This window comes from Kocuria oceani, assembly GCF_029524215.1.
Classification (GTDB): domain Bacteria; phylum Actinomycetota; class Actinomycetes; order Actinomycetales; family Micrococcaceae; genus Kocuria; species Kocuria oceani.
Map to the genome: position 1 here is coordinate 1 of NZ_JARAMH010000032.1, position 24,598 is coordinate 24,598.

Annotated in this window: 28 protein-coding genes; 13 read left to right on the forward strand and 15 right to left on the reverse strand. The window is 66.7% G+C overall.

The window, feature by feature from the left end:
* Positions 1 to 53 precede the first annotated feature (53 nt).
* On the reverse strand, positions 54 to 1,298 hold the full coding sequence (locus PU704_RS19000; protein WP_277552601.1) for a DUF3320 domain-containing protein: 1,245 nt from the start codon (positions 1,296 to 1,298) through the stop codon (positions 54 to 56).
* Between the two features lie 464 nt (positions 1,299 to 1,762).
* Here PU704_RS19000 and PU704_RS19005 point away from each other — a divergent pair, with 464 nt between their 5' ends.
* The gene (locus PU704_RS19005) at positions 1,763 to 2,335 is read left to right on the forward strand and encodes a hypothetical protein (RefSeq protein ID WP_277552602.1); all 573 of its coding nucleotides are present in this window, start codon (positions 1,763 to 1,765) and stop codon (positions 2,333 to 2,335) included.
* A gap of 372 nt (positions 2,336 to 2,707) precedes the next feature.
* Positions 2,708 to 3,037, forward strand: a complete 330-nt coding sequence (locus PU704_RS19010; RefSeq protein WP_277552603.1) for a histone-like nucleoid-structuring protein Lsr2 — start codon at positions 2,708 to 2,710, stop codon at positions 3,035 to 3,037.
* A 471-nt stretch (positions 3,038 to 3,508) separates the two neighbouring features.
* Here the strand turns inward: PU704_RS19010 and PU704_RS19015 are convergent, their stop codons facing one another.
* Positions 3,509 to 3,685 carry a hypothetical protein gene (locus PU704_RS19015; RefSeq protein WP_277552605.1) on the reverse strand — a complete coding sequence of 59 codons (177 nt, stop codon included), beginning with the start codon at positions 3,683 to 3,685 and terminating at the stop codon, positions 3,509 to 3,511.
* Between the two features lie 289 nt (positions 3,686 to 3,974).
* Positions 3,975 to 4,625, reverse strand: coding sequence for a ParA family protein (locus PU704_RS19020; protein WP_338130248.1), 651 nt, complete (start codon positions 4,623 to 4,625; stop codon positions 3,975 to 3,977).
* Positions 4,626 to 4,818: 193 nt separating this feature from the next.
* Here PU704_RS19020 and PU704_RS19025 point away from each other — a divergent pair, with 193 nt between their 5' ends.
* The 4 genes from PU704_RS19025 (at position 4,819) to PU704_RS19040 (ending at position 6,667) form a co-directional block, all read left to right on the forward strand.
* Positions 4,819 to 5,184, forward strand: a complete 366-nt coding sequence (locus PU704_RS19025) for a hypothetical protein (RefSeq protein WP_277552606.1) — start codon at positions 4,819 to 4,821, stop codon at positions 5,182 to 5,184.
* A 336-nt stretch (positions 5,185 to 5,520) separates the two neighbouring features.
* On the forward strand, positions 5,521 to 5,682 hold the full coding sequence (locus PU704_RS19030; protein WP_277552608.1) for a hypothetical protein: 162 nt from the start codon (positions 5,521 to 5,523) through the stop codon (positions 5,680 to 5,682).
* Between the two features lie 145 nt (positions 5,683 to 5,827).
* Entirely contained in the window at positions 5,828 to 6,013 is a 186-nt protein-coding gene (locus tag PU704_RS19035; protein WP_277552611.1) for a hypothetical protein, read from the forward strand.
* Positions 6,014 to 6,163: 150 nt separating this feature from the next.
* Entirely contained in the window at positions 6,164 to 6,667 is a 504-nt protein-coding gene (locus PU704_RS19040) for a hypothetical protein (protein ID WP_277552613.1), read from the forward strand.
* A 229-nt stretch (positions 6,668 to 6,896) separates the two neighbouring features.
* On the opposite strand, the gene PU704_RS19045 is transcribed toward PU704_RS19040, so the two are convergent.
* Positions 6,897 to 7,370, reverse strand: a complete 474-nt coding sequence (locus PU704_RS19045; protein ID WP_277552615.1) for a DUF4383 domain-containing protein — start codon at positions 7,368 to 7,370, stop codon at positions 6,897 to 6,899.
* Positions 7,371 to 7,657: 287 nt separating this feature from the next.
* Here PU704_RS19045 and PU704_RS19050 point away from each other — a divergent pair, with 287 nt between their 5' ends.
* Positions 7,658 to 9,190: an ISL3 family transposase gene (locus tag PU704_RS19050; protein ID WP_277552617.1), complete on the forward strand. Its 1,533-nt coding sequence runs from the start codon at positions 7,658 to 7,660 to the stop codon at positions 9,188 to 9,190.
* 203 nt (positions 9,191 to 9,393) lie between these two features.
* Here PU704_RS19050 and PU704_RS19055 read toward each other — a convergent pair whose 3' ends face one another.
* Positions 9,394 to 9,963: a hypothetical protein gene (locus PU704_RS19055; protein ID WP_277552620.1), complete on the reverse strand. Its 570-nt coding sequence runs from the start codon at positions 9,961 to 9,963 to the stop codon at positions 9,394 to 9,396.
* 337 nt (positions 9,964 to 10,300) lie between these two features.
* On the opposite strand from PU704_RS19055, the gene PU704_RS19060 reads away from it, so the two are divergent.
* Together PU704_RS19060 and PU704_RS19065 are read left to right on the forward strand one after the other, a co-directional pair.
* Complete coding sequence (locus PU704_RS19060) at positions 10,301 to 10,816, forward strand: hypothetical protein (protein WP_277552622.1); 516 nt, start codon at positions 10,301 to 10,303, stop codon at positions 10,814 to 10,816.
* A gap of 358 nt (positions 10,817 to 11,174) precedes the next feature.
* Positions 11,175 to 11,381 (forward strand): cold-shock protein, encoded by a 207-nt coding sequence (locus tag PU704_RS19065; protein ID WP_277552625.1) that lies wholly within the window; start codon positions 11,175 to 11,177, stop codon positions 11,379 to 11,381.
* A gap of 354 nt (positions 11,382 to 11,735) precedes the next feature.
* Here the strand turns inward: PU704_RS19065 and PU704_RS19070 are convergent, their stop codons facing one another.
* Together PU704_RS19070 and PU704_RS19075 are read right to left on the reverse strand one after the other, a co-directional pair.
* Positions 11,736 to 12,002, reverse strand: coding sequence for a hypothetical protein (locus tag PU704_RS19070; RefSeq protein ID WP_277552627.1), 267 nt, complete (start codon positions 12,000 to 12,002; stop codon positions 11,736 to 11,738).
* Positions 12,003 to 12,178: 176 nt separating this feature from the next.
* Positions 12,179 to 12,970 (reverse strand): ParA family protein, encoded by a 792-nt coding sequence (locus PU704_RS19075; protein WP_277552629.1) that lies wholly within the window; start codon positions 12,968 to 12,970, stop codon positions 12,179 to 12,181.
* 54 nt (positions 12,971 to 13,024) lie between these two features.
* On the opposite strand from PU704_RS19075, the gene PU704_RS19080 reads away from it, so the two are divergent.
* Positions 13,025 to 13,291 (forward strand): hypothetical protein, encoded by a 267-nt coding sequence (locus PU704_RS19080; protein WP_277552631.1) that lies wholly within the window; start codon positions 13,025 to 13,027, stop codon positions 13,289 to 13,291.
* Positions 13,292 to 13,445: 154 nt separating this feature from the next.
* Here the strand turns inward: PU704_RS19080 and PU704_RS19085 are convergent, their stop codons facing one another.
* From PU704_RS19085 to PU704_RS19095, 3 genes are all read right to left on the reverse strand, one after another.
* Positions 13,446 to 13,709: a glutaredoxin domain-containing protein gene (locus tag PU704_RS19085; protein ID WP_277552635.1), complete on the reverse strand. Its 264-nt coding sequence runs from the start codon at positions 13,707 to 13,709 to the stop codon at positions 13,446 to 13,448.
* A gap of 978 nt (positions 13,710 to 14,687) precedes the next feature.
* Positions 14,688 to 15,005, reverse strand: coding sequence for a hypothetical protein (locus PU704_RS19090; protein WP_277552637.1), 318 nt, complete (start codon positions 15,003 to 15,005; stop codon positions 14,688 to 14,690).
* Positions 15,006 to 15,037: 32 nt separating this feature from the next.
* Positions 15,038 to 16,099: a DinB/UmuC family translesion DNA polymerase gene (locus PU704_RS19095; RefSeq protein WP_277552655.1), complete on the reverse strand. Its 1,062-nt coding sequence runs from the start codon at positions 16,097 to 16,099 to the stop codon at positions 15,038 to 15,040.
* Positions 16,100 to 16,268: 169 nt separating this feature from the next.
* On the opposite strand from PU704_RS19095, the gene PU704_RS19100 reads away from it, so the two are divergent.
* Genes PU704_RS19100 through PU704_RS19110 form a run of 3 tightly spaced genes read left to right on the forward strand, consistent with a single transcriptional unit; the run spans position 16,269 to position 20,318 of the window.
* The gene (locus PU704_RS19100) at positions 16,269 to 17,393 is read left to right on the forward strand and encodes a tyrosine-type recombinase/integrase (RefSeq protein ID WP_277552639.1); all 1,125 of its coding nucleotides are present in this window, start codon (positions 16,269 to 16,271) and stop codon (positions 17,391 to 17,393) included.
* On the forward strand, positions 17,390 to 17,743 hold the full coding sequence (locus tag PU704_RS19105) for a helix-turn-helix domain-containing protein (RefSeq protein ID WP_277552641.1): 354 nt from the start codon (positions 17,390 to 17,392) through the stop codon (positions 17,741 to 17,743). The genes PU704_RS19100 and PU704_RS19105 overlap by 4 nt, the downstream gene beginning before the upstream one ends.
* Positions 17,736 to 20,318: a site-specific integrase gene (locus PU704_RS19110; RefSeq protein ID WP_277552643.1), complete on the forward strand. Its 2,583-nt coding sequence runs from the start codon at positions 17,736 to 17,738 to the stop codon at positions 20,316 to 20,318. Before PU704_RS19105 ends, PU704_RS19110 begins: the two co-directional genes overlap by 8 nt.
* Positions 20,319 to 20,461: 143 nt before the next feature.
* On the opposite strand, the gene PU704_RS19115 is transcribed toward PU704_RS19110, so the two are convergent.
* The 5 genes from PU704_RS19115 to PU704_RS19135 form a co-directional block, all read right to left on the reverse strand.
* Positions 20,462 to 21,736, reverse strand: a complete 1,275-nt coding sequence (locus tag PU704_RS19115; protein WP_277552645.1) for a serine hydrolase domain-containing protein — start codon at positions 21,734 to 21,736, stop codon at positions 20,462 to 20,464.
* A 187-nt stretch (positions 21,737 to 21,923) separates the two neighbouring features.
* Positions 21,924 to 22,193, reverse strand: a complete 270-nt coding sequence (locus PU704_RS19120) for a hypothetical protein (protein ID WP_277552646.1) — start codon at positions 22,191 to 22,193, stop codon at positions 21,924 to 21,926.
* 42 nt (positions 22,194 to 22,235) lie between these two features.
* Positions 22,236 to 22,646, reverse strand: a complete 411-nt coding sequence (locus tag PU704_RS19125) for a hypothetical protein (protein WP_277552647.1) — start codon at positions 22,644 to 22,646, stop codon at positions 22,236 to 22,238.
* A gap of 479 nt (positions 22,647 to 23,125) precedes the next feature.
* Positions 23,126 to 23,972, reverse strand: a protein-coding gene (locus PU704_RS19130) for an IS5 family transposase (RefSeq protein WP_277552649.1) whose coding sequence is annotated in 2 segments (ribosomal slippage) — positions 23,126 to 23,620 and positions 23,622 to 23,972 — 846 coding nt in all. Because the reading frame shifts where the segments join, the coding sequence is not laid out codon by codon here.
* A 38-nt stretch (positions 23,973 to 24,010) separates the two neighbouring features.
* Positions 24,011 to 24,250 (reverse strand): hypothetical protein, encoded by a 240-nt coding sequence (locus PU704_RS19135; protein ID WP_277552651.1) that lies wholly within the window; start codon positions 24,248 to 24,250, stop codon positions 24,011 to 24,013.
* Between the last annotated feature and the right edge of the window lie 348 nt (positions 24,251 to 24,598).

Consider the following 24,598-nt stretch of genomic DNA (forward strand, 5'->3'; position numbering starts at 1 on the left):
CAGCCTCGGCAACGTCCCGCCTGCCGAGTTCGAGGCCGCCCACTACGATCAGATCACTGCGCCCCAGCCGGCGGCGCAGCCCGTATGAAGACGGCAGAGAAGCCGAGACGGTTCACCAGCCGGTCTCGCTTTTGGACGACCCGACCGCGCTGCTGCGCCACGGTCAGCGCCCGCTCGATCTGCTGGTTCGCGGTGCTGCTGGTCTTGGAGCGTCCAAAGAACTGCAGGACCTCTCGCTTGGCCTCGTCGCGGGGCAACGAGCCCCGGCGCGCGAGGATCACTTCGAGAGCGTTGGCGATCTCCACCGGGCTCACCTCCTCGATTTTCCGCTGGGCGGGGGTGCTGCGCCGGGCCAGGAGCCAGCGGTCCACGTCGAGACCCAGGGGCCATACGAACCCGTCGGTGTCGACATGCACGGGTGACTTCTCGATCTGCTTCTCGACCTTCTTGCGTTTGGCCGCCGTGGCCCGTCGGGCTCCGTGTGCCTGGCAGACGAGGGTAACCAGCCGAGCCTGGTGGACCGGCCCTTCGGCTTCGGCCACGAGCTCGATGGCGCCACGCACGCTCTCACGGTGGGCCACCTTCATGAGGCTCTCTAGCATCTCCGGCTCACCGACGACCTCCACCTCCCACGCCTCCCACGTCAGTGACCGGGGCGATTGCGGGCGCATGGACCCGCCCTCACGGATGCGGCCCTGGACGTCGACCTCTTCGTCCAGCTCGGGGTCCTCAGGTGCGGTCTCCGGCGATGCGGCAGGCACGTCGTCGCCGCCGTTATTGGTGGGCGCGGTCGGCGGCGTGGGAGCGGGAGGATCCCTGTGTGTGTCCGTCTCCTCGGGGCCGTAGTCCAGGACCAGTTCGTCGATGACCTGTCGGCGCAACTCCGTGATCCTATCCACCCCGGCCTCGTCGACGATGAACATCAACACGATGCGCACCGTGTCCACAGCGCGGAGGGCGTCGAGCACGCTGAGCTCGGAATTGTGGGCCACCTGGTTGCGCACGAGCCGCAGCACACCGCCGTAGGTACTGAGCGTGCGGTGCTTGTCGGTGGCGCTGAACGGGAAGCCGATGTCACCCAGGCGCTCCGTGACCATCCGCAGCTGCAACGCCACGTCATGGGTCGCGTAGGTGTAACCGTATTTGCCGCGCGCCTCGTCCAGGATGCGCAGCACCTGGATCCACTCCAGCTCACCGAGGTGCGGTGCCATCACCGCGCGAATGTGAGGTTCGAGTCCCTCGCCGAGGATCTTGAGGGCCTGGTGGACGTAGAGGTCGGGAGTCATGGTCGTGGTCATGGTCGCTCCGATCGAGCAAGAGGAAAGGACGTCGTGGTTATTCTCATCCGCAAATATACGAGGATGGCCCGACAATCTAAAATGTTTGGCAGGCGTTGTGGGACGGTTCGCGGGAAGCGGCCAAGGTGCGGCTGGGGCCTCAAGCTCATTCCCCGATTCTCTTGGCTTTCGACTCCCATACGGCGTGAGCATCCCGCTGTCCGTGGAGAAGCGTCAAGGTCTTAGGATAGGAGGTGGGCAATGGGTATCTCCTAAGCGGCGCAGCGGTGATGTCCATGAATTTGATGTGTATGGTAAAAGGAACAAAAACGTTCAGCTATACGCTCATCAACGGTGCTCCTAGCACGCTGAGCATAGGAGCCGGGGCTTCCGTGCGTGCATACGTCATCAACGAGGACCTCCGCAGGCATTCGGAGTAGATTCGTTAGTGCGAACATCGCCGTCGTCGTTGAGGAGATACGAACATGACGAGCCAGCTCCCGGGAACGTGGCACGAACCGCACCGGGAAGTCCTATTTCCTCCCTACGAAGCGCAGAGATTGTGGACCGAGCAGGCGATTCCTAAGCTGGAGTCCGTCGCTTCAACGTATGGCGGCTACATCACCTACGGGGATCTTGGCGACCATCTGTTCGAAACCACCAAGGTCCGCACCACGAACTTGCTCCCGCGGTGGATCAGGTTCACGCTCCACAACGTGCTCGACTACTGCGACGAGCGCAACCTGCCGGCAACCACGGCCCTTGTTGTACAGAAAGAATCCGGGCGAGTCGGCCCCGGGTTCAACGCCTGGCTTCAACTGCAGAACCGCCGCCCCATCGACAACGTGGACGAGCTCGAAGCCGTTGCGGCCCAAGAGCGGCTCGCGTCCTATCGCCTTTACTGCCCCGACGTGCCAGACAACGCGGTTCCCATGCCCACACCCCAACTCGGGAAAAGGATCAATTCGGGAGACGTCGAGTGGCCATGGGCCGCACCCCCCTGCGCGAGCTGTGGTGGACCGCTGAAGTTCTACGAACCCTGCCGCGTCTGCAACTGATCTTACGCGGGCCTCACGCCTCCATAGTGAAAAGCCGGAAATCCAGAGAATTGACCGGATCGTTTGATGGCACGCTACGCGGATTTCTTCGGCCCAGTGTCTCGGGACGCCCTGCGGCGATGGCCGCCCACCCCACCCCTTGGCCTGTAGCCAGAAGAAACCCTCAGCCACAGCCGGTGCAGCCGGAGATTCACCGTCCTGCAACCATGGGGAATGAGGAATTTACCGGTAGGGTAATTGGTGCGCGAGTGCGCTTATGACAACCTCCGATGCCCTTTTCCCCAAAGCATGGGAAAGGGCTCAGCCTGGGCATTCCGGGGCGTGAGCGCATTCCGGTGCAAGACATGACGAGATCAAGGGAAAGGTGCTGTGATGGCTCAGAGCGTGCAGATAATCCTGGAGGACGACATCGAGGGCGGCCCTGCGGAGGAGACCGTCCAGTTCGGTCTGGACGGCCGTCAGTACGAGATCGACCTCTCCACCGCTAATGCGGAGAAGCTGCGGGAGGCCCTGCGCCCCTTCGCCTCTTCTGGCCGGCGGGCCCAGTCCAAGTCCACCCGGACCACCGGGGCTCGCTCCTCCTCCGGTGGTAACCCGGAGACGGCGAAGATCCGGGCCTGGGCGAAGGAGAACGGGTACGAGGTCTCCGACCGCGGCCGCATCCACCAGTCCGTCAAAGACGCCTACTACGCCGCCCAGTAGACCCCCCACTCCCCCACCCGGACACCCCCTGGGGCCTGTCCCGGTGCTTGCGCGACAGCGGGGTCTGATGCCGGCGGTCACGGCCGGCGGCATCGCCGGGGAACGCCTCGGGGCAGGGCTCGAGCACGGGGCCCTCACCGTGGCCCCTCCGCACGATCAGCAGCCGGTGACGGGCTGAGGATCCGTTCCCGGCCACGGTGCCCCCGGGACGCCCCGCGTCCAGTCTGGACAGCGCTGGTCGTCCCTTCGGCACCCGATAACGACTCCTGCTGGGGGGCGGCCCTGGACCCTTGCGGCAGGGACGCGGGCACCCGCGTCGTTCGAAGACCCACGGAACCACCCACCCCATCCCGCCGCCTGTCACCAGAAGAAGAGAACCCGGCCCACCAGCAACGGTGAGCCGGGTTCCTGCGTCCTGGACCATGGGAAAGCCGCCCGCGGCCGCGCTCCTCCCCTGTCCCGGGGTCGGTGTTATCGGTTGAGCTGTTGGGCGTAGGCGTGCACGGCGTTCTCGATCACGGCACGGGCGGTGCCGTCGTGCTCGGTGAGCTCCTCGATGAGATCGGAGACGTCTTGGGCCACCCGCACCCCGAGCTGGATGGTGGGTTCCCGGCGCGGCCGGCCCCGGCCGCGCTTGGGTGCGGCCACCGCAGGCTCCGCCTCCGGTGTCGCCGGCACCGGAGGGGACGACACCACCGATGTCGCGGGCTGGGGTGAGGTAGCGCGTGGGGGTGTGTAGTCGACCGGGTCGATGTGCTCATCCGGTGCCGGGCGTGGCCGGCGGCGTTGGAGTGAGGCGGGGCGCTCGGGTTGCTCAGTCATCGCAGCACCTTCTTCGCGATCGCGGTGTAGGCCTCCAGGACCCGGGAACCCTTGCGGTATTGGCCGTACCACTCCCCCGATATCCGTACCTCCTGGACGATGGCCCGGTCCGGGATCAACGGCTCCAGGAACAACCCGGTGGCGCAGCTCCTCGAGGCTGGCCACCGCCGCCCGGCTCATGATCGTTTCTTTCACCCCACCGACGACGATGCTGGCCTCGGTCAGGGTGTCCGGGGCGCCCAGCTGCTGGCGGTGCCGGCGGAACTGGGCGACCGTTAGCCGGGCCCCGTCCACCTGCGTCGATGCCATCACTGGTGGCCGTGGCGGCGTAGACCACGGTGTCCGCCGCATTCAGTGCTGAGAGGGTCAGCGGCCCGCCTTGGCGGTTGGGGCAGTCGATGACCACCACATCCGCCTGAAGGCCGGTCAGGGAGATCAACAGCGGCAGCTCCGCATGATCAGCCTGGTCGGCTTCCCGGTTGGAGACGTTGCGGGCCGAGGGAATGACCCGGAGGTTGGGGTGCCACCCGCTGGGCACCGCGAGGTCTTCGGCCCAGCCTTCGGGGTTCTCATCGCCCAGGATTGCCCCAACGTGCATTCCTTCCGCCGAGGGCTGCACCCCGAACCACGTGGTGGAGGCCGCGCGGGGGTCGAGGTCAACAAGGACGACGTGGCGCCCCTCCGCGGCGGCAACCATTGCTGGGGAGACAGCGGTGGTGGTCTTGGTGACTCCGCCGGCGGCTGCTGCGTGCATCGGGCCGACCATGTTCACCGCCGCGCCAGGAACTGCACTGCTCCGGGGCCGCTGCGGTGAAGCCCTTCTGCACGGCACGGCGGGCAGGGGAGGTCATATCCAGCCTTTCCTGCGCCTGCCGGACCCGGGTGTTACTGAAGGTGGGTAGCGTCATTCGGGCGGACGCCCTCGGATTCGCGCACTGCACCGATGAAGGGATGAAGAGATGGCCAGCCCACAGGACGACGGATTCCAGGACCACGATGCCGCCGGGCTGACGGAGGAGGATTTCCAGCACCTCATGAAGGCCGAGCCGGAGAAGTATCCGGAGCATCTCCAGATCGCCAGGTCCCTGGATCAATGGGCCAAGACCGTCAAAAAGCAACAGGCCTCCGGTGAGGTGAACAGCCTGGACCAGCAGCGCCTGCAAAGCTTGCTGGTGGCACTGCCCGAGGTCGCCACGGCCCTGCGGCAAGGACACTTCCTGCCCGGCAAGCAGCACCGGGCACCCACGGAGGCAGAGCTGGAGGACGCTGAGCGCGCTGCCGACGCCAAGCTCAAAGCAGCGTACGAGGAAGGCTACAACGGCTAAAGAAGGCCAACATCCGAAGTGTTTCCAGGGCCCGGTATCGATCGGGCCGGAAGTGCTCGCAAGAGTCTTTGCCGGATCCTCGCCAGCGCCCCTGATGATGATAGCCGCAGCACAGTGCGGTGTTGGCCGGCGGGGTCAGCGGGCCGGTGGCCCACCGGGGGCGCCACCGGCCACCGCGGTGGACCCACCGTGGAAGAAGAAGCCGGTCAACGTTGCCTTCGCGATTCTCCCGGTTCGCGGTGAGCTTTTCGCTCGTAGGCTGTTGGTGCGCATCCCCCGTGTACCTGGAGGTCACGGACACCGTTGCGTACCCCCGGAACAGGAGGAGACCCCCCGATGACCGACGCCCCGGACCGATCAGCGGTCCTGCACCCCGTGCCAGCCCAGCGCTCGATGGTCGTGATCCCCCGGGTCCACGACGGCTCCGGGGCCCGGACCCGCTACGGGCTGGTGCACGCAGAACTGAACCCGGACGGGCAGAGTTGGATGTTCCCGTAAGGCCCGGTCCTCGACCCCGACCAGCTGCGCGCCGGGGCCGCGGGGCTGCTGGAAGAGGAGCTCGGGCAGTCCATGTCCGCGGCGGTGATCGCCCCCGCTGGGCGTCCTCTACGCTGACCAGCGCAAGGAAGAGCGAATCGACGTCATGCTCGCGGTCGCCCGCCGCACCGACACCGACTACGGCCAGACATTGGAGCCGGCCGGGATCCCCGGGGACCAGTGGGCCGATGAGCAGCACCTGCTCGAGCTGGTGAAGACCGGACGGATCGTGGACACCACCACCGCCTCAGCCATCGCCGTGCTGCAGGCCTGCGGTGAGCTGGTGGCCTGACCACCGCAAGCCCCGACACCGTCTCCCCCAGCCCAGCAGCCCCAGCACCGCGGTGACCCCGACACCCCCCAGACCCCACCACCCCGGTCCCCTGGGGGCGACACTGTGAGAGCCTGGTCCCGTTCCCACCCCCTCCCCCATGGAGTTCCCATGCCCGCCGCCATACCCGCCCCGATCCGCGACGACGACCCGGTCGTCGGCTCCTTCGCCGTGGCCGCCCAGCTGCGGATGACCACCACCGGCACCACCGCACGCCTGGCCGTGGCCCTGCCCGATCATGTCCACCTCACCCCCGCCACTCTGGTGCCAGCACTGCTGTCCCTGGGCCAGCAGGTCCTCACCGACTACCGGCTCACCGGCCACGAGCTGCCCGAGGTGGAGGTCACCGCGGTGGAACGGGTCCAGACCGTCCCGGCCACCGCCACCGCGACCGGATTCACCCTCGGAGTCATCAACGACCTGGAAGCCCGCCGCTCGACCATCGCCGTGGACTCGGACCTTCTACTGGGCAACGACGGCGGCCTCCTGCTGATCGCCGCCACCCTGCTCTGCGGCGCAGAGCACCTCCTGGACGCCGGGGACCACCCCGCCGACCGGCCCGCTCCGGCCAGGAAACGGTCCTCCCGCCGCCGGGGCCCTCGCCGCAATCGCTGACCCGCGGCCGCCCGTTGGAGCACTACCGGACGAACGATCTCCATTTATTCCATTCACTCCATACAGTGAAAGGACCGTAGCCGGGCTGATCGACAGGGACCGGGGGCTTTAGGCGCCCCGCCAGGATGTGGCAACCGATACCACTGGCGGGCACGGCCGCGCTGTCAGGAGCCCGGTGCGGGCACAGCGGGTGGGTACGGCGCCACGTGGGGGCTTGCTGGCCCGGTGATCAGTAGGCCGGGCCGGAGGTGATGCGTGTGGCGCCGCCGTGGGTGTCCCGGCGCAGGAAGGACAGACCCACCATGGTCACCCCCAGCACCAGGTGCAGCCAGTTGTCGGCGTCGTTGAGGGGAACGAAGTTGGCCGGCGAGTCCTGTCCCACGAGCAGACCGTAGATCCACAGCAGGAGATAGACCGCCCCGCCCCAGCGCAGATAGTTCCGCGCCCCGGAACCGGTTCGGGCCAGGACGATACCGGCGATGCCGTAGAGCAGGTGGACGATGTTGTGCAGCCAGGAGACCTGGAAGAGGCCCATCAGCATCGCCTCGGAGTGGTGACCGGCGGCCATCAGCTGGTCGTAGTTCGTGGTGATCCCCGGGATGAATCCGGCCAGACCCACGAGCAGGAACACGGCCCCGTAGACCAAGGCAGCGATCTGGACCGGTGAGCGGTGCGAGGTGGCCCGGTCGGCGGGAACAGTCATGTTCTTTCCTCGTTTCGATCGTGGCGGACACGACCCCCAACAGGGACATCGCACCAGCGAACAAGCACTCACCAGTGCTGCAAAGCATGCTTACGGTCTCCAGCCTAGGCAGTCGCCATGCCCGGGCCCAAACATTTCTCCACCTGGCCAGCACCCCTCACGGTGCTTCACACCGGTGCCGTGGCCGAAGGCATCACCCCCACAGAAAGCCGGGCTCTGCCGCACTTTCGGTGGCGGTGCGTCGCCTCGACGGTTGGTTCGTGCTTCCAGGCTTCTCATGATGGGGCATGGTTGATGCGAAAATGCTGGTCGGGATGGTGTTCTCCGGGTTGTCGGCATTGGTGATCGAGGGGATCGAGGACGCTGGCGAGATGATCGTGGTTCGCGCGTCGACGCGCGGCGGGGCGGTGGAGTGCCCTGCGTGTGGGACGCCGACTCGGAGGGTCCACGCCTTTCACGAGCGGATGCCCGCAGACGTGCCGGTCGATGGGCGGCGTGTACTCCTGCGGGTGCGGATACGCCGGATGCGGTGTCGATCATCTAGCTGCGCGCGGCAGACCTTTCGGGAGCAGGTCCCGGGGTTGCTGGAGCGCTACGAACGCCACACCGTCCGGCTCAGAGAACAGGTCCGAGCAGTTGTGCGCGAGCTCGCCGGCAGAGCATCGGCCCGGCTGTTGCCCGCACTCGGGATCGCCGCCGGGCGGGACACCGCCCTGCGGACGTTGCTGGGCATCGCGCTACCCGACCGCGCCGTGCCGGCGGTGCTGGGGATCGACGACTTCGCGCTGCGCCGCAGCCGGAACTACGCCACCGTGCTGATCAATGCCGACACTGGCCAGAGGATCGACGTGCTGGCCGGGCGGAGCGCCGGGCCCCTCACCCAGTGGCTTCGCACTCATCCAGGAGTGCAGACCGTGTGCCGGGACGGGTCGGCCGCGTACGCCCAGGCCGTCCGGGACGCGCTGCCCGGAGCGATCCAGGTTGCCGACCGGTGGCACCTGTGGCATGGTCTGGCCGAAGCCGCCACCAAAGAGGTCGCCGGACACTCCACGTGCTGGGTGGGAGCAACGGGTCTGCAGGACGGCCCCCGGGCCCGCACGACTGCCGAGCGTTGGCGGCAGGTTCACGAGTTGCTCGACCAGGACGTCGGGCTGCTGGACTGCAGCCGGCGGTTGAACCTGGGTCTGAACACAGTCAAGCGCTACGCCCGTGCGAGCGAGCCGGAACGCCTTCGACGTGTCCCGCAGTACCGGCCCACGCTCGTGGATCCCTATCGCGAGCATCTGCGGCATCGGCGAGCCGAAGAGCCCGGAATCCCGGTCACGCAGCTACTGGATGAGATTCGTGAGCTCGGCTATCCCGGCAGTGCGAACCTGCTACATCGCTATCTGAACCAGGGCCGGGCTGATGAGGACCAGGCGCATCTGTCGCCTCGCCGTGCGTCCCGACTGATGCTCACCAGACCGGATAACCTGACCGATCGGCAGAGCGAGCGTCTTGACCGGCTCGCCGCCTCATGCCCGGAGATGACCGTTCTGCGCTGTCTGATCCGGGATTTCGCCGGCCTCCTGAAGCCTGAACAGACCAACCGGGCGAGACTGGAGACCTGGATTTGCGCCGCCCAGTCGGCCGATCTGCCGCACGTGCGCTCATTCGTACGTGGACTCGAACAGGACCTTGACGCCGTCATTGCCGCGCTCACCAATCCCCACCACAACGGCAGGACCGAGGGCGTGAACACGCGCACAAAGATGCTCAAACGACAGATGTACGGCCGCGCCGGCTTCACCCTGCTCCGCCACCGTATCCTTCTCGACTGATGGGTCCTCACCCAAGCACCGAAAGTGCGGCAGAGCCGAAAGCCGGACACCACCCCTCGTCCGGCTTTCTGCATTCCCCGCACGACGCTCACCCACCCCTCGGAAAACTCTGGTCGACGATGCCCCCCGCGCGGGCCACCGCTGACAAGGGAGGCCGGTACCGGCGGACGCGTTGTGGAAGGGAGCTCGCTTCCTGGGTGTTCTCAGGTGATCCAGGCGTGCTGGGCCGGGGACCAGAACACGGCCCCGGCCCCGTGGTGGGCCAGCTGCTCGCGGATCTGCTCATCGGTCATCGAGGAAGAGCCGGACAGGGGGTGGAAGTCCTGGCGCGCCACCGCAGCCCGGGAGGCGGCGTAGAAGCGGTCGGGCTCCTGGGCGAGGATTGCGGTGAGCTCCGCTTCGGCCAGCAACGCGATGGCCACCAGCTCCCGGTCGTAGGGCACCTCATAGAGGCGGCCGCCGATGGTCTCCTGGTAGCTCAGCCCGGCCCGGGTGAAGTCCTCGATCCACGCCTCCAACCGCTCCTGGCGCATCCGGCGTTCCTGCTCGGTGGCGCCTCGGACCGTGAGTTGCTCCGGGGCCCCGTCGCCCTCGGTGACCACCGCGACGACGGTGCCTTCCAGGAGCAGTTCCAGGCACTGGGCCGCATCCGCCCCCGGGTAGGCCTCCGGGGTGGCGGTGTAGGCCCCCAGCACGTAGTCCGTGGTGGCCGGGACGCACCGCAACGTGGCCGGCAGCAGGCGGGTCGGGATCGTGCTGTGCGTGGGTGCCATTGGTTCTTCCGGGATGCGGGACGGGAGGGACAACACCTAGTCTCGGCCACCGCTACAGTGATCCGGCGACGGCCCGGCCCAGCCCCCGGTGCCCGGCGTGTCACCGCGCCGGGGTCGCTGAGCACCAGAACACCGCCTCCCTCACAGGGCATTGAGCGGGCACCGGGCCAGTGGCCCGGTCGCGCCCGGGGCGAGGGACTCACCCCCGGACCCAGAAGCGGCGCCACTGGCTCGGCGGGGCGTCATCTTGTCGAGCCTGCCGCACCGGCACCCCGGCCTGGGGGCGGAACACGTGAGAGGCTGTCCCCGTCCCCGCCGCTGCCCCACGGAAGTACCCATGAGCGCTGCCACTCCACCCGCCGCACCCGCCCCTGCGGTGGACGAGAGCCCGGTCGTGGACTCCTTCACCGTCGCCGCCCAACTGCGCATGACCGGCCCGGGCACCCGCGCACGGCTGAGCGTGGCCCTGCCCGACCAGACGACGCTCACCCCCACCGCGCTGGTGCCGGCGTTGCTGAGCCTGGGACAGCACGTCCTCACCGACTACCGGCTCACCGAACACGAGCTGCCCGAGGTTCAGGTCACCGCCGTGGAAAGGGCGGAGACCGTCCCGGCCACCGCCCGGGCGACCGGATTCACCGTGCGCGTCACCAACGACCTGGAGGCCAGGCGCTCCTGGCTCGTGGTGGACTCGGGCCTGCTGCTGGGCAACGACGGCGGGGTGCTGCTGATCGTGGCCACCCTGTTCGCCGGGGCAGATCACCTGCTCGAGTCCCGGGACGCCCCCGCCGACCGGCACACCCCGGCTCAGCGCCGGCCACCCCGGCGCCGCGGCCCGCGCGCCCGGCGCTGACCTGCGCCCGGCACCGGCACCGGCACCGGCACCTCAACACTTTTCACGCCGCCACACCCTGCCCGGGCTACCCCGTCACGACCCCGCCCAGGGCCCCGACCCCTCCCCCACCGCCCGGTGCGGTCCCTGTGATCGGGCCGGTGAGCCGGTCGGAGACCACACATCCGGTCAGCACACCGGGCAGCGCGGGATCACCACCCGCCCCTGGGGCAGGGTGGTCCCTGCGTGGCAATGCGATCAGCCCCTGTCCGGGGACGGTCCTTTCTGCCAAGGTGGGGAGCGCACGTCCATGACGTGCACGAGCCCTCCGAACCTCGGAGATGCTCGACAGATCGCAGAACAGAAGTAGGTAGAAGATATGACTACTGGTGTGGTCAAGTGGTTCAACGCCGACAAGGGCTTCGGCTTCATCACCCCCGACGACGGCTCCAAGGACGTGTTCGCCCACTACTCCGCCATCGCCTCCAGCGGGTTCCGCTCCCTCAACGAGGGCGACCACGTGGAGTTCGAGACCCAGGCCGGCCCCAAGGGCCCCCAGGCGGCGAACGTCACCGTCCTCCCCTAACCCGTTTCGCGGTCTTCAAGCTGAGGTCCGCGACGACCGGCACAAGCGGGTCCACTACCAAATCCATCGCCACCTCGCCCGCAGGCGCGGTGGCGATGGCTTTGTCGTCCAGAACTCCCCAGGCTTTACCAGCAGGTGCCCCATGTCACCCAGGACAGACTGTCCTCACCGGCCCAACGATGCAGACTCGGTGTCCCAATCTCATCACCGGTCCAGGGAAGATCTGCCGAGAAACCCGTGGCCCGGCCACCTTGGAGGACCTTAAGAGGTTCGACGGTCCCCAGAAGAATAATCTCCATTTATTCCGTTAACTCCGTTGCGTAAATGGAATCCATGAGGCCTAGGTTTCTCGTACTAGTACTTGGGGGGTCGCCCCCGGGTCACGGTGCCTGCCCCGCCGAAGGGCCGGCCGCCGTTGACCTCGTCGCGGTACTGCCGGATCCGGTCGGTGATGATGCCTGCGACGAAGTCACTGAGGGTTTCGCCGCGCTGGGCGACCTGACTGTAGGCCGACCGCAGCTCGGCTAGGTCGTCCATGTCCATCTGGACCTGGAGGCGCCGGCGGGTGTCCGTGGCAGACGCCTTTCTCTTCTCGATCTTCTGATTTTCGGAAGCGGGCACGGTTTCCTGCGGTCCAGCAGGAGCCGGGGCCTCAGGCGCGAGTGCTGCGGCTGCGGGTGGGGCCGTGGTGTCGGCTACGGAGGGAGCGACGGCGTCCTGTCCGGTGAGGAAGGTGGACTTCCGGCGGCGGCCTGTGGTGGTCATGGTGGGGGTCGTTCCTTTCGTGCCGGCCGGGGTCACCGGCGGGTGATCTTGGCCAAGTGGCGGGTGTAGAGCTCGGCCATGGGCTGGCCGCCCTTGATGCGGTCCAGGGCGTCGCCAGTCTCGATGGCATCGCGGATCACGGCGCGCTTGGGGATGGGTGGGTGGAGCAGTTGCTCCCCCAGTGCTTCGTGGAGGGTCAGCCGCCATTCCTGACCGGCTAGGGTCGTACGCTCCCACTTATTGAGCAGCACCCCACGGACCGTCAGCTGGGGGTTGTAGTGCTGCTGGACAGAAGCGATGGTGTCGCGCATCAGTGCCACTCCGTCGGCGGCGAACAGGCTGGCCTCGGTGACCAGGACAGCCCCGTGGGCAGCGACGAGGGCGTTGATGGTGAGCATGCCAAGGTTGGGTGGGCAGTCGATGATGACTAGGTCGTAGCGGTCGCTCGCACCCTCGAGAGCCCGCTGGAGAGTGCGGGCGCGGTCTTCGGTTCGCGGAGCCTGGGTCAGTTCTTGCTCGATGATCGCCAGTGCCCGGCCGACGGTGGGGGCAAGGTCAACGCCGGGCCAGATGGTCGGCACGATGACATCACTCAGCGACACAGGTTCCTCCCCCGGCGCCTGCTGCGGGTTGATGACGTCTGCCAGGCTCACCTCGTCAAGCGGCAGCCGCTCGGGCGTAAGAGCGGTGGTGAGGTTGCCTTGCGGGTCCATGTCAATGGCGAGCACGCGCTTGTCGGCGCGCTGGGCGGCGCGGATGAGGTGATAGGCCGTGGTGGTCTTGCCCACGCCGCCCTTCTGCAGCACGGTGGCGAGGATGTCCATGCGGTGCCTCCTTTGAGTATTTCCCTCAGTTTAGTAAATGGAGGCATTTAGTAAATGGATTCCATAGGCGTGTCGCCAGTGTCACCTGGCGAGGGAGAAGTACATGCGGTCAAGGTCGTCGCGGGCGCGGCAGGCTGCGCCGACAACTTCGAGCCAGTGCTCACCATTGAGATGCCGGGCGATGACGCACGCATCAGTGGCAGCGTCAGCGAGATTCTGCACCTTCTCGATAGCTCCTCCAGACGGCGGGCCTGGCTGATCAACCATTCGATGAACCCCTCGCTGTCGGCGGCAGCTTGGTCAACCGTGCGCAGCTTCTGAGCCTGGGCCAGGGCCTCCTAGGCTGAGCGTGCCGCTTGCTGCGCGACGGCGCGGCGCTTGTGAGTCGAATGCTCGGGCTGGAGGGATATAGCGCCCTCAGGCCGATGGGCTCGAGGGCAGGGGTGCAGGACGTTGTGGCGCCCCGCGCGAGGGCTCAGGAGAGTTGGGCACGCTGTAGAGCTAGATCCCGAAGCTTGTCGGGGCGGAAGCCGTGCCAGTGGTCATGCACGGTGCCATCGACATTACGGATGACCGTCACGGGGACGCCCTGGTATCCCAGACTGCGGATGAAAGCGGCGGCGGCGGGCAGGGCTGCCACATCAATGAGACCGAAGGAAATGTCTTTGCGATCCATTGCTTGGCCGGCGGCCTGACAGTCGACGCACCCCGAGAGGGTGTAGAGAGTGACGGTGACCATGGTGTACTCCTGAGCTCATTGACAGAAGGGATCTTGGACGTACAGGGCGTGTCCAGCGGCTTCGCCGTCATGGAGGACGGCGCCGACTCCGGCGGTATCGGCTTCGGGGATGACATGGGGTAGAGCACGCGGGCAATGTCGGCGTAGCGATGCCATTCTCACCAGCCGGTCGGACAAGGGAGTCCAGCAGGACTGCATGTGGAAATGGTCAGGTGGGTGCTCGCAGGGCTCCTACTCGATCTCAGCGAGTACCGAGAGCATGTCGGCCTCGGTAGCGATGGCGGGAGGTCACAGCTTCCTCTTTGAGAGCTTTAATCCATTACTTCCATTTATTCCATTAATTAAATGGATGATTTGGGGGAAACATTGTTGATTGTCTTCTCAACAACGAGGCCTCTCACCGGCCGTCAGCTGATGAACACCCCCATGGCCCTGGGTGTACCTCATCGCTGCCTAGAGAACTGAACGGGCATCCCTACCGACTATTTTCCAGCCAGCGTCACCCTCCTCGTACACCAACACCTGCACTCACCCAATTTTCACAGCTTGACAGCGGGAGTGGGGTATTTGGAATTTACTCACCCAAATCATCCATTTACTCCATTCCTCCCATTTACCCCAGCAAGCACACCGATGCCCGGATGGTGCTGGTAGGTACCGAGATTCGCCTGGGGCTGAGTGGTTCCCGCGGCTTTTTCTTGGGCAATCATTTCGGAGGCCCGCCAGGGCCGAGGGAATGTGCGGCAGCCCTCGCCTGCCTCTTGGACCTTCCGCGTATCTGTCGCCATGCATCCGAGGAGATGGAGATACGCCATGACACTCAGGGGCGCCTCGAACCACCTCGTTTAAGTCAGGGCGGTCGGCGCTCTGACAGAAGGGATGTTCGGTCGAACCACCCAGCACCGCCAAGACTTCGGCGCGGGCTGCTGCCCGGCGACCGTGGCACCACGGGCCAGAGCTCCGGCGGCCACGGCGAACTTAGAATCCTCGGCGGCGATCTTCAGGTGCATCTGTAGGTGCTGCGCCGAGCAAAGAGGGCACGCCGTAGTTCTCAATGTGCATCAGGAGGCGCGATCCGAGATCCAGGCCGCCAGAGCGGAGGCCGTCGAACAGGGCCGGGCGCACGCTCATGAGAAGGGCCGCCGCGAGGAAGCCGAGTACGAAGCGCAGCGACTGCGGGCTGAACTGACCACGGCCCTGGACAGAACGCGGGCCCTGGAACTGGCAATGCAGAGCGAGCCACCCCAGGGTCGTAAACGAGCTGCATCCGGAGTAAATGGCTTTAACGGATTCCATTTACTCCATAGAATCCAATGAGTGAACTGGTCTCAGTGGACGATGCGTAGTTCGTTCCAATCGGTGGTGTACCTGGGGGAGAGGTCGGCTTGGCGGTTGATCCAAGGGGCGGGGGAGTGGGCGCCGGTGCGGCCCAGGGCGAGGGTGCCGGTGCCGAAACGGCGGTTCACGGCGTCGATGAGCTCCCCGAGGGGGGCGGGCTGCTCGAGCACCCCGGGCAGGACCGGGACGGCCCCGTCGGGGGCGAGGTCCATGCACAGGATGCCGGCGCGCATGTAGGACATCCCGTGCATCAGCTTGGGCACCAGCGCCGCTCGGGCCGCGGCCACCAGGGGAGTGGGCTCGTTGGTGGGCACGGCCAGACGCACGTGGGTGGAGACGTTGTGCGTGGGTCCGGGCCGGTTCGGGGAGGTGGTGGCGAAGACGGTGAGGCGCCCGGTGACCTCGCCTTCCTTCCGAAGCCGGCGGGAGGCGCGCTGGGCGAACTCGGCCACCGCCGCCCCGACGATCTCCGGGTCATGAATCGGGTCCGGAAACGACCGGGAGACCAGGATCTGCTGCTTGGCCGCCACCTCGTCCTCGACCGGTATGGCGGGGAAGCCGTTGAGCTCGAGCACGGTGCGCATCTGCACCACGGAGAACGCCTGCCGGATAGCCACCGGGTCCGCATCGCGCAGCTGCGCCATCGTCTCGATGCCCATCGCCTCCAGCCGCTTGGCCAGCCGCCCGGCAATGCCCCAAACCTCGGTCACCGGCAGCACCGCCATAAGCCGGTCCCAGTACCCCTCCGGGGCCTGGTCCCAGTGGACCACCCCACCGGTAGCCGGCAGCTTCTTCGCGGCCTCAGTGGCGATCTTCGCCCGCGTCTTCGAACTCGCGATCCCGATGCTCACCGGCAGCCCGACATTGCGGGCCACCGTGGCTTTCAGCCGGCGCGCCCACCGGGCCTGCTCCTCCGGCGTGCCGTCGGGTGGAAGCAGGAAGCACTCGTCGATGGAGTACACCTCCTGACCCAGACTGTGACGGGCCAACAGCAGCATCACCCGCTGGGACAGGTCGGCGTAGAGCTGGTAGTTGGAGGAGCGCTTGAGCAGCCCCCATTCCCCGCGCTATTGCGTCAGATGCAGGATCCGCATGGCCATGCGTGTCGGTAATGCTACAAGGGAGCGCAGCGAGGTCTGCGTACTGGTGCGGGATGCGGGTTGCTTGACGGCCAGGCTTCGCGTTTAATGCATGATTAAAGCATTCAGCGGAAGGATTGGGATGGTCCTCGAGCGCGTACCGCATGGGTCGGCGTCACTGTACCTGGCCGGTGGGGTGTCGTTCCTCAACGAGGCGGAGGCGGTGTTCTCGGCGATGTTGGAGGGCTGGCGGATGCAGCAGATCGGTGGCCGCCGTCTTCGCGAGGGGACGGTGAAGCAGTCGCTAGGGATCGTCGGCCGGTTCAGGGACTACACGAACGACCACCCCTGGGGATGGTCTGCGGCGGATCTGGACGAGTGGATGACTCTGCTGGTGTCGCAACGCAAGCTCGCCCCCTCCACGATCCGCACTTATCAGGGCGCGGTGCGCGGGTTCTGCGACTATGTCTGCTCCCCGCATTACGGCTGGGTCGAGCAATGCATGGAACGGTTCGGCACGCACCCGGTGCAGGTTTGTCATGAGTGGAACACGCTGCCTCATCTGCAGGACTACGAGGGCAAGCCGGGTCGGCGCCCGCTCACCCGGGCCGAGTTGCAGGCGCTGTTCGACCACGCAGACGCCCAGGTGTCCCGACTGCTGGAGGAGCATCGCAAGGGCGCGTTGCCGGCGTTCCGAGACGCGACGCTGCTGAAGGTGACCTACGCCTGGGGATTGCGCGCGAGTGAGGCGGTCGGGCTGGACGTGACCGACTTCTACCGCAACGCCAAGGCCCCGCAGTTTGGCGAGTTCGGGGTTCTGGAGGTCCGTCACGGCAAGGCCTCCCGCGGCGGCCCGACCAAGCGACGGGCAGTCGCGACCTTGTTCGAGTGGGCGGTCGAGGCGCTGCGGGACTACCTGGAGCAGGTGCGTCCGCTCATGGTGCAGGACGACTCCATGGCTCTGTGGGTGTCGGAGCGAGGCACCAGGTTGCGGCCGCGGGAGCTGTCGGAGCGATTCGCCGCCTACCGGGCCACGCTCGAGTTCGACCCGGAGCTGTCCCCGCACTCGTTGCGGCACTCCTACGTGACCCACTTGATCGAGGACGGGGTGGATCCCGGGTTCGTGCAGCGGCAGGTCGGGCATCTGCACCAGTCGACCACGGCGGTCTACACCGGGGTGAGCACGGACTACCTGAATACGATGATGGCCCAGGCGATCGAAGGGATGCGGCCGAAGCCGCGCGAAGAGGAAGATGAGGGGCGATGAGACTGATCGAATACGAGTGGCGGCTGCGGGAGTTGATGGCCGCGGCGGGCATGTTCTCCACGACGAAGCTGGTTCCGTTGCTGGCGGAGCGGGGCGTGCACCTGTCGACGAGCCAGGTCTATCGGCTGGCGACGGAGAAGCCGGAACGGATGAACATGCAGGCGCTGGTCGCGCTGCTGGACATCTTCGACTGCACCTTCGAGGAGCTCGCGCCCCGGGTCGTGCTCGGGGAGAACGCAACGACCGGTACCGCAGATCCTGCCCCGGAGCGCGGGAACACCGCCACGAACCGGCTGCGGGAGTCAGGGCTGCGGCCGCGCCGGGCGCAGATCCTGCCACCGGATGCCTGACCCGGTCCTCGACGCGATCGCCAACCGGGTCGCGGCGGTCGAGGAAACGCTGCCGCGTGAGCGGATCCTCCACATCGTGGAGGCGTCGTTCCGGCAGTTGGCGCCGGCCCGGCGCACGCTCGACGCGCTGGACGAGTTCCCCGAGCTGCTAACCGCCGGTTCCCCGAAGACACCGCCCGCACTGGGGAAGCTGCTGATCCGGTTGCGGGAAGCGGGCGCGTCGACGGTTCAGCAGCCTCGCTGCGTGATCTGCGGGCAGGCGCGGGTGCTGTCCCGGGTGATGCCGCACGGGCACGCCTGCACTGCGTGCACCCGCGACCTGCAGAAGATCGTTGCTCCGTGCGCCCGCTGCCGCAAGACCGCACAGTTGCAAGCGGGGCCGGCTGGGCTCGACTACTGCCGGCGCTGCTGGCAAGAGATGAAGCCCGGTGCTGCGGCCCGCATCGTGGCGGTGATCCGCGCGCATCGTCGGATCTCCCCGGCGATGATCGAGTCCGCGATCGAGCAGCTGCCGACCGCCCGGGACCAGCGGGTCCGGCTGATGCTCGAGCTTCAAGCACACGCCGCGACGTGGTTCGCCGACCCGGCGGAAGGGACGGTGCTGTTCGCGAGGTTCTACGACCTGTTGCGTGCCAACGGGGCCCAACTGTCGGAGCGACGTTGCGGGCACTGCTCGAGCACACGAGGGCTCACCGAACGCGTCGACGGGAGGATCAGCTGCCACCGCTGCTACCGCATCGCCCACCACGACGTCTGCGACGGCTGCGGGGACCATACGAAACTGGAGCGGCGGCTCTCGGACGGGCGCCGGCTCTGTCAGCACTGCACGAACCAGCTCCCCGAGGAGAACGCCCAGTGCGTGCGCTGCGGCACCTACCGGCTCATCGCCTACCGCAGCGCCGACGGCCCGTTCTGCTCCACCTGCAGGACCCAGTCCCAACAGGACATCTGCACCGTCTGCGGCCACCACGAACCCTGCCGGTTCCGCGGCACCGGCAAGGCCATCTGCCAGGAGTGCTCCAAGAAGGCGAGCATCGACACCTGCACGATCTGCGGCCACCTCCGCCCATGCCGTCGGCCCGGCACGGCCCGCGCCGCCTGCCGACAGTGCTCCGCCCGACGCGAGCCCTGCACCAGCTGCGGCGAGATCAGGCTGCGGCACAAGCGCGCCGAGGACGGGAACGGGTTCCTCTGCTGGGCCTGCACCCCGCCGATCATCGAGGCCTGCACCAGCTGTGGTGAGGACCGGATCGTCAACGGCCGCCTCGACGGACGCCCGTTCTGCCCGCTGTGCTACCCCCGGCAACCCGAGTCCTTCCGCCCCTGCACCAGCTGCGGCACCATGACACGGCTGATCGCCAAGCTGTGCCCACGCTGCCGCGCGGACCAGATGATCCGTGCGATGATCCCCGACAACCTCGCCGCCGACGACCCGCGCATCGGGCAGCTGCGGGACCGATGGTTCCTGGGCGCCCCGAGCAAGATCATCTACGCCTTCGAGCGCGGCACACTCGCCTGCACACTCATCATGAAACTGCTGCGCGACCCCGGATTGCGCACCCACGCCTACCTCGACAGCATCGGCAGCGAGCAGCAGATCCGCCCCATGCGGTCGGTGCTCATCGACCACGGCCTGCTCCCACCCCGCGACGAGCTGCTCGCCCGGTTCGAAACCTGGCTGCCCGAAGCCCTGGCCACCATCCCCGACCCGGGACAGCGGCGGACCATCACCCAATACACCCGCTGGCGGCACCTGCGCGCTCTGCGCAACCTGCCCGGCCCGGTGCGTACCGGACAGCTGTCCTGGCGCCGGCGCGAGATCGAGGCCATCATCGAGCTGCTGCAGGAAGCGCGCCGACGCGACCGCACTCTGGCGACACTCACCCAGGCCGACATCGACCACTGGCTCCACCGCGCCCGCGCACCGATCCACCACTTCCTCGCCTGGACCACCCGCACCCACCACACCGGTCCGCTCACCGCACCAACGCCGCGCTCAACGGGTCTGAACCCGTTGCGGATCAGCGATGACGAACGCTGGCGGCTCTTCGCCGACGTCACCGCGGACACCAGCATCGACCCGCACACCAAGTTCGCCGCCGGCCTCATGCTCATGTTCGGGATCCGCGCCTCCCAGATCGTGCAGCTGCGCCCCGAGGACATCACCATCACCGACGAGACGGTCCAGGTCGCCCTCGGCGCCGCCCCGCTGGTGCTGCCCGTCGAGCTGGCCCCCGCCGCAACAGGCGCCACTGTGAACAGGGCTGCGCCGCGTATGTTCATCGCCGGCGTCGACAACGACTGGCTCTACCCCAGCCCACGCGCAGGTCACCACCTGAACGCGAGCACCCTCAACGGCCGGCTGCGCAAAATCGGGATCGACCCGCGGCCCGCCCGCACCAGCGCCCTCATCGCTCTCACCCAGCAGCTCCCGCCCGTGGTCATCAGCCGGCTCACCGGTCTGGAGATCTCCTCCGCGATCGCCTGGTCGAACGCGATCGGCGCCACCACCAGCACCTACGCCGCCGCGGCCGCCGAGAAAGTCGGCCTCCAGATCCCGGACCTCCCCCGTTAGCAGCTACCCCGCCGCGGCGAGGGCCGCACCGAGGACCCCTGCCGCATCAGGTACCACCGCAGGTACCAAGAGCCGGAAAGGGCGACCGCTCCAGCCGTTGGGACAGTTCGAGCCGTGGGCCTCGGAGAGGTTGCTGCGGCGGGTCAGAGGCGTAGTTGGCCCGTGCCCAGGCCGGAGCCTCGATCGGTGCTGTGGTCGGGTGCACCACCGTTGGTGGTGCAGGTGGAGAGGAACGCCGCTGAGAGCACGTCGGAGTACGGGGGCATCGGCGCCCATGGGCCGTAGTCCCGTCCGCTCCAGGACATGGCCATGCAACGTTGTCCGTCGCGGGAGGCCGCTGCAATGGACAGCGTGCCGAATCCGGCTCCGTCATGTCCGACCAGCAGCGGCACGGTTAGCGGGTCGGATCCGGCACAGGGGTCCAGCATCTGGTAGACCCCGTATCCGTATCCGTACCAGGTTGCCGCACCCACGGGAGTGATCATGACATCCACCAGCTCTTGGGTCAGCAGGCGCCCGCGCATGAGGGCGGTGTAGAACGTCGCGACGTCGTCGGAGGTGGCGTACACCCCTCCTGCACCCGAGAAGATGGACGGGTTGATGCGGTCGAGCACGACAGGGGTACCGTTCATGCCTGCCACCGGCACCAGATGCCGGCCCCGTACGATCGTTGTGTCCTCGAGCCGCGTGTGTTGCATCCCAGCCGGTTTGAGGATTCTTTCCCGAATGAGGTCCTTGATCGTCCGTCGATTCTGGTGCTCCAGGAGCAGGCTGAGCACGACGTAGCCGGTGTTGGAATAGGCGAATCCGGTCCCGGGATCGAACAACCATTCCATCCCGTGAGCGATACTCACCAGTTCCTGTTCGTCGTAGTGCCGATCTATCAGCAGACGCAGTTCTTCGGGTCGCAGCTCCCAGAGCTGACGTTGACCCAGGATGTCCCAGATGGCATCCGGCATCCCCGAGGTGTGGTTCATCAGCTGGGTGATCGTGACGTCGTTGCGACCGGGGTACAGGCCGGGCCACACATCGCCGATGGTCGTCTCCAACGTCCAGTGTCCGGCCTCCACCTCCTGAAGCACCAACGTAGCGGTCATCGCCTTCGTGATACTGGCGATGCGCGCGCGGTCCTGCGTTCGCGCAGGATTACCGGTGCGCGGATCGCGTGTCCCGGCGGCGGTGGAGTATCTTCCGCTGGGTCCGACAACAGTGGCCACGACACCTACGGCTCCGGCAGCGGCCATGGCTTTCACGGCGCGTTGAAACGAGTCCGTCGGGAATGCCTGGCCGCCCTTGGGTCGCCCTTTGGTCGAGGAGGGATTGGCTACCGACGGGTCGGCGACGCCGACAAAAGTCGAAGAGACGGCTGCGACGCCCATTCCGACGAACAGCTGGCGGCGAGAGGGAGAGGTGGTCATAGGTAGGCCCTTCTGAAGACGTGCGCGCGGGGACAGGCCAAGTGGTCGTGAACCCGAACGGGTAGTCGCCGGCAGATCGATACGCGTGTGGTGGTGCGGCGGCCTCAAGGGGTGGATGTCGACGCAAACAGGAGGCCTCGGGAGTATGCCACTGGCGTGGCAACTCCCGAGGCCTCCGCCGAGCCGACTACTGCCGCAGGTGGTTGAGAGCATCAGGGATCGAAGTCCCCGGATGTTCTTTCCGGTACTGCTTAGCTACCCGGGGATCCACCTTGGCCGCGTCCGGATGGATGGGGCCGCTGGTCGACTTCATTGAGGAGGGCGGCAGAATCCAGACAAGAAGCGATGCCAGCAACAGGAACAAGGCAATCATCGGATGCCCGAGAACAGCCATGACAATGCCGGCTACCGTGAAACCTACGACGACGAAGGCCTGTAAGACAGAGAGCTTGGACATGATCTGGAACCTCCTGCTAGACGGTGGACGATCCCGTGGGTATCAGTTAAAACACTGGCTGCGAACCTGGGAGATGCCGAGGAACTCACCGGCCAGGGCGGCGATCGCACCACCGGCGGCCCTCATCTTCTCGTAGGAGAAGCTGGCGCCCCACATGATGCGCACCGCCTGGGTCACCCCGCCGAGGTCGTTGATGAGCCTCTTGATCTTCAACAGCTTGGCGGCGCCCACGAGGTTGCCACCGATGAGAGCCAGGATAGCCCCACTGCACCCCCAAAAGCTCGCCCCGAGGCCCGGCTGGTTGCCCGGATTGGCCAGCAACGGAGAGTTCGGTCGATTGGCCTGGAGCCACTCCTGGGTGGCCCTGTCGCCCTTCACCAGCACCTGCTCCGGGATCTCGTTGATGTGGCTCAGCGCGATGGTCCACTGCGTGGCCAGCATCTGCTGGCTCATGATCGACTGATGCAGACCCGGCTGGGGGACCGAGGTAGCACTTCGGGCCGTGGGCGGGTCCGTAGCGGCGAGAGCAGCGCCCGAGGGAACACTCAAGGCGCATGCCACCAGAGCAGAGACGGTCATCGTCCGGAATGGAAACTTTTTCATTGCCATTTTCCTTTGAACCGGTGGTCCTACACTGGGCCACATCACAGTGAGGTGTTTGCAACCATAAACACAGTGATCGGCGCCAACCATGGACTATCGTCCAGTGCATTCGAGACTGATGCCCGATCAAGCGACGTCTGGTCCCTCTGTGTTGCACTGCCCGGTGCTGCTCGACGAGGACACCGACGAGATCAGGGTCATCCGCTACTGTGCGGACGCCCCGACGAATAACCCCATGAGCTCAGACGGCACCAGGTTCTTCTCGTCATGCAAGGTCCTTGCGAATACGTCACCTCACGCTGGTATGCCCTCGGCAACCTCGTCCTGACCTAGGGCGTGTCTCTCAATAGGTCCTTGAGCCAGATGGTGATCGCGCGCAGCACGGCTCCGCCCCGGTAGGTGATGGCGAGCTTGTCGTAGCGCGTGGCCAGTCCGCGCCATTGCTTGAAGACGTTGAAGGAACGCTCGACGACGTTGCGGCCTCTGTAGTCCTCGGCGTTGAACGAGGGCGGTCGCCCACCATGGGCACCTCGGCGGGCCCGCAGATGCGCGCGGATCGCCCGGGAGGAGTAGGCCTTATCAGCCCGCACACGCTGCGGACGAGTCCGAGGGCGTCCCGGTCCGCCCCGAGCCACTCGCAGATGAGCCATCAGGGGACCGAACATGGGAGCGTCTCCTGCCTGACCGGGGCCGAGGAGCACGACCAGCGGTTTGCCACTGCCGTCGACCAGAGTGTGGATCTTGGTCGAGAGACCACCGCGAGAGCGTCCTACCGCATGGTCAGCTGGCTCGACGGACAGATTCGTGTAGTTCGCCGGGGCCCCCTGTGCGGCGGGTGAGGTTGGTGGCGTGCTGGTGGGCGCGGTTGATGGTGGAGTCCACCGATACGGCCCAGTCGATGAGCCCCCGGCTGTCGGCGTCGCTCAATACCGCGGCCAGGATCTTGTCCCAGGTCCCGTCGGCGCTGTAACGGCGGTGGCGTTTCCACACGGTCTGCCAGGGCCCGAAGGCCACGGGCAGGTCCCGCCAGGGGATCCCACAGCGGTAGCGGTAGAGGATGCCCTCGATCACGGAACGATCATCGCGGAAGGGCCGGCCCGGCTTCCCATCGGAGGAGGGCAACAGTGGGCGGATCCGTTCCCACTGGTCGTCGGTGAGCGCAGTCGTACGTGGCATCCAACCAGCATCCCGCACCCGGTTTCTAGGCAGGGGCCTCAGGAGTTGCCCGGCGCCGAAAGCTCCTGGCGCCGGGCTCGATGGCGCATCTGGCCGAAGCGCCCGATAACCACCAGGACCAAGCCAAGACCAACAAGTGCCGGTCCCGGATTCGCTCCTTGCCCGGAAGGCTCGATCACCAGCAGGGCGACACCGACGACAATGCCGATGACAAGGAGGAACGTACCAAGGCGCACGGCAAGCGATGGGCGCAAGGCCGAGGACTGCGAAGGGGCCACGTCAAACCTCCTGATCCGGCAAACGGTACGAAGACAAGTTCTTCAACCAACCTTTCACACCAGGCGCCGCAGCGGCCGCACATCACCCGGACCTGACCCCTTCAACGCAGAATCTGCTGCGCCCCATTCGTACATGCCAGTAAGGAGACACGCCCTAGAACCACGTCTTCGCGCATGTCTATGGGAGGTCCGAGATCCTCAGTGACGAAGACGCCCGCCTGAGAAACCAATAGTGAACCGTCACGGGTTTGATGCCGCTTCCTTTCGATGAAGGATGAGGACATGCCCAAGAAGTACGACGCCGAGTTCAAGGCCCGAGCGGTGCGCATGGTGCGCGAGCACCAGCAG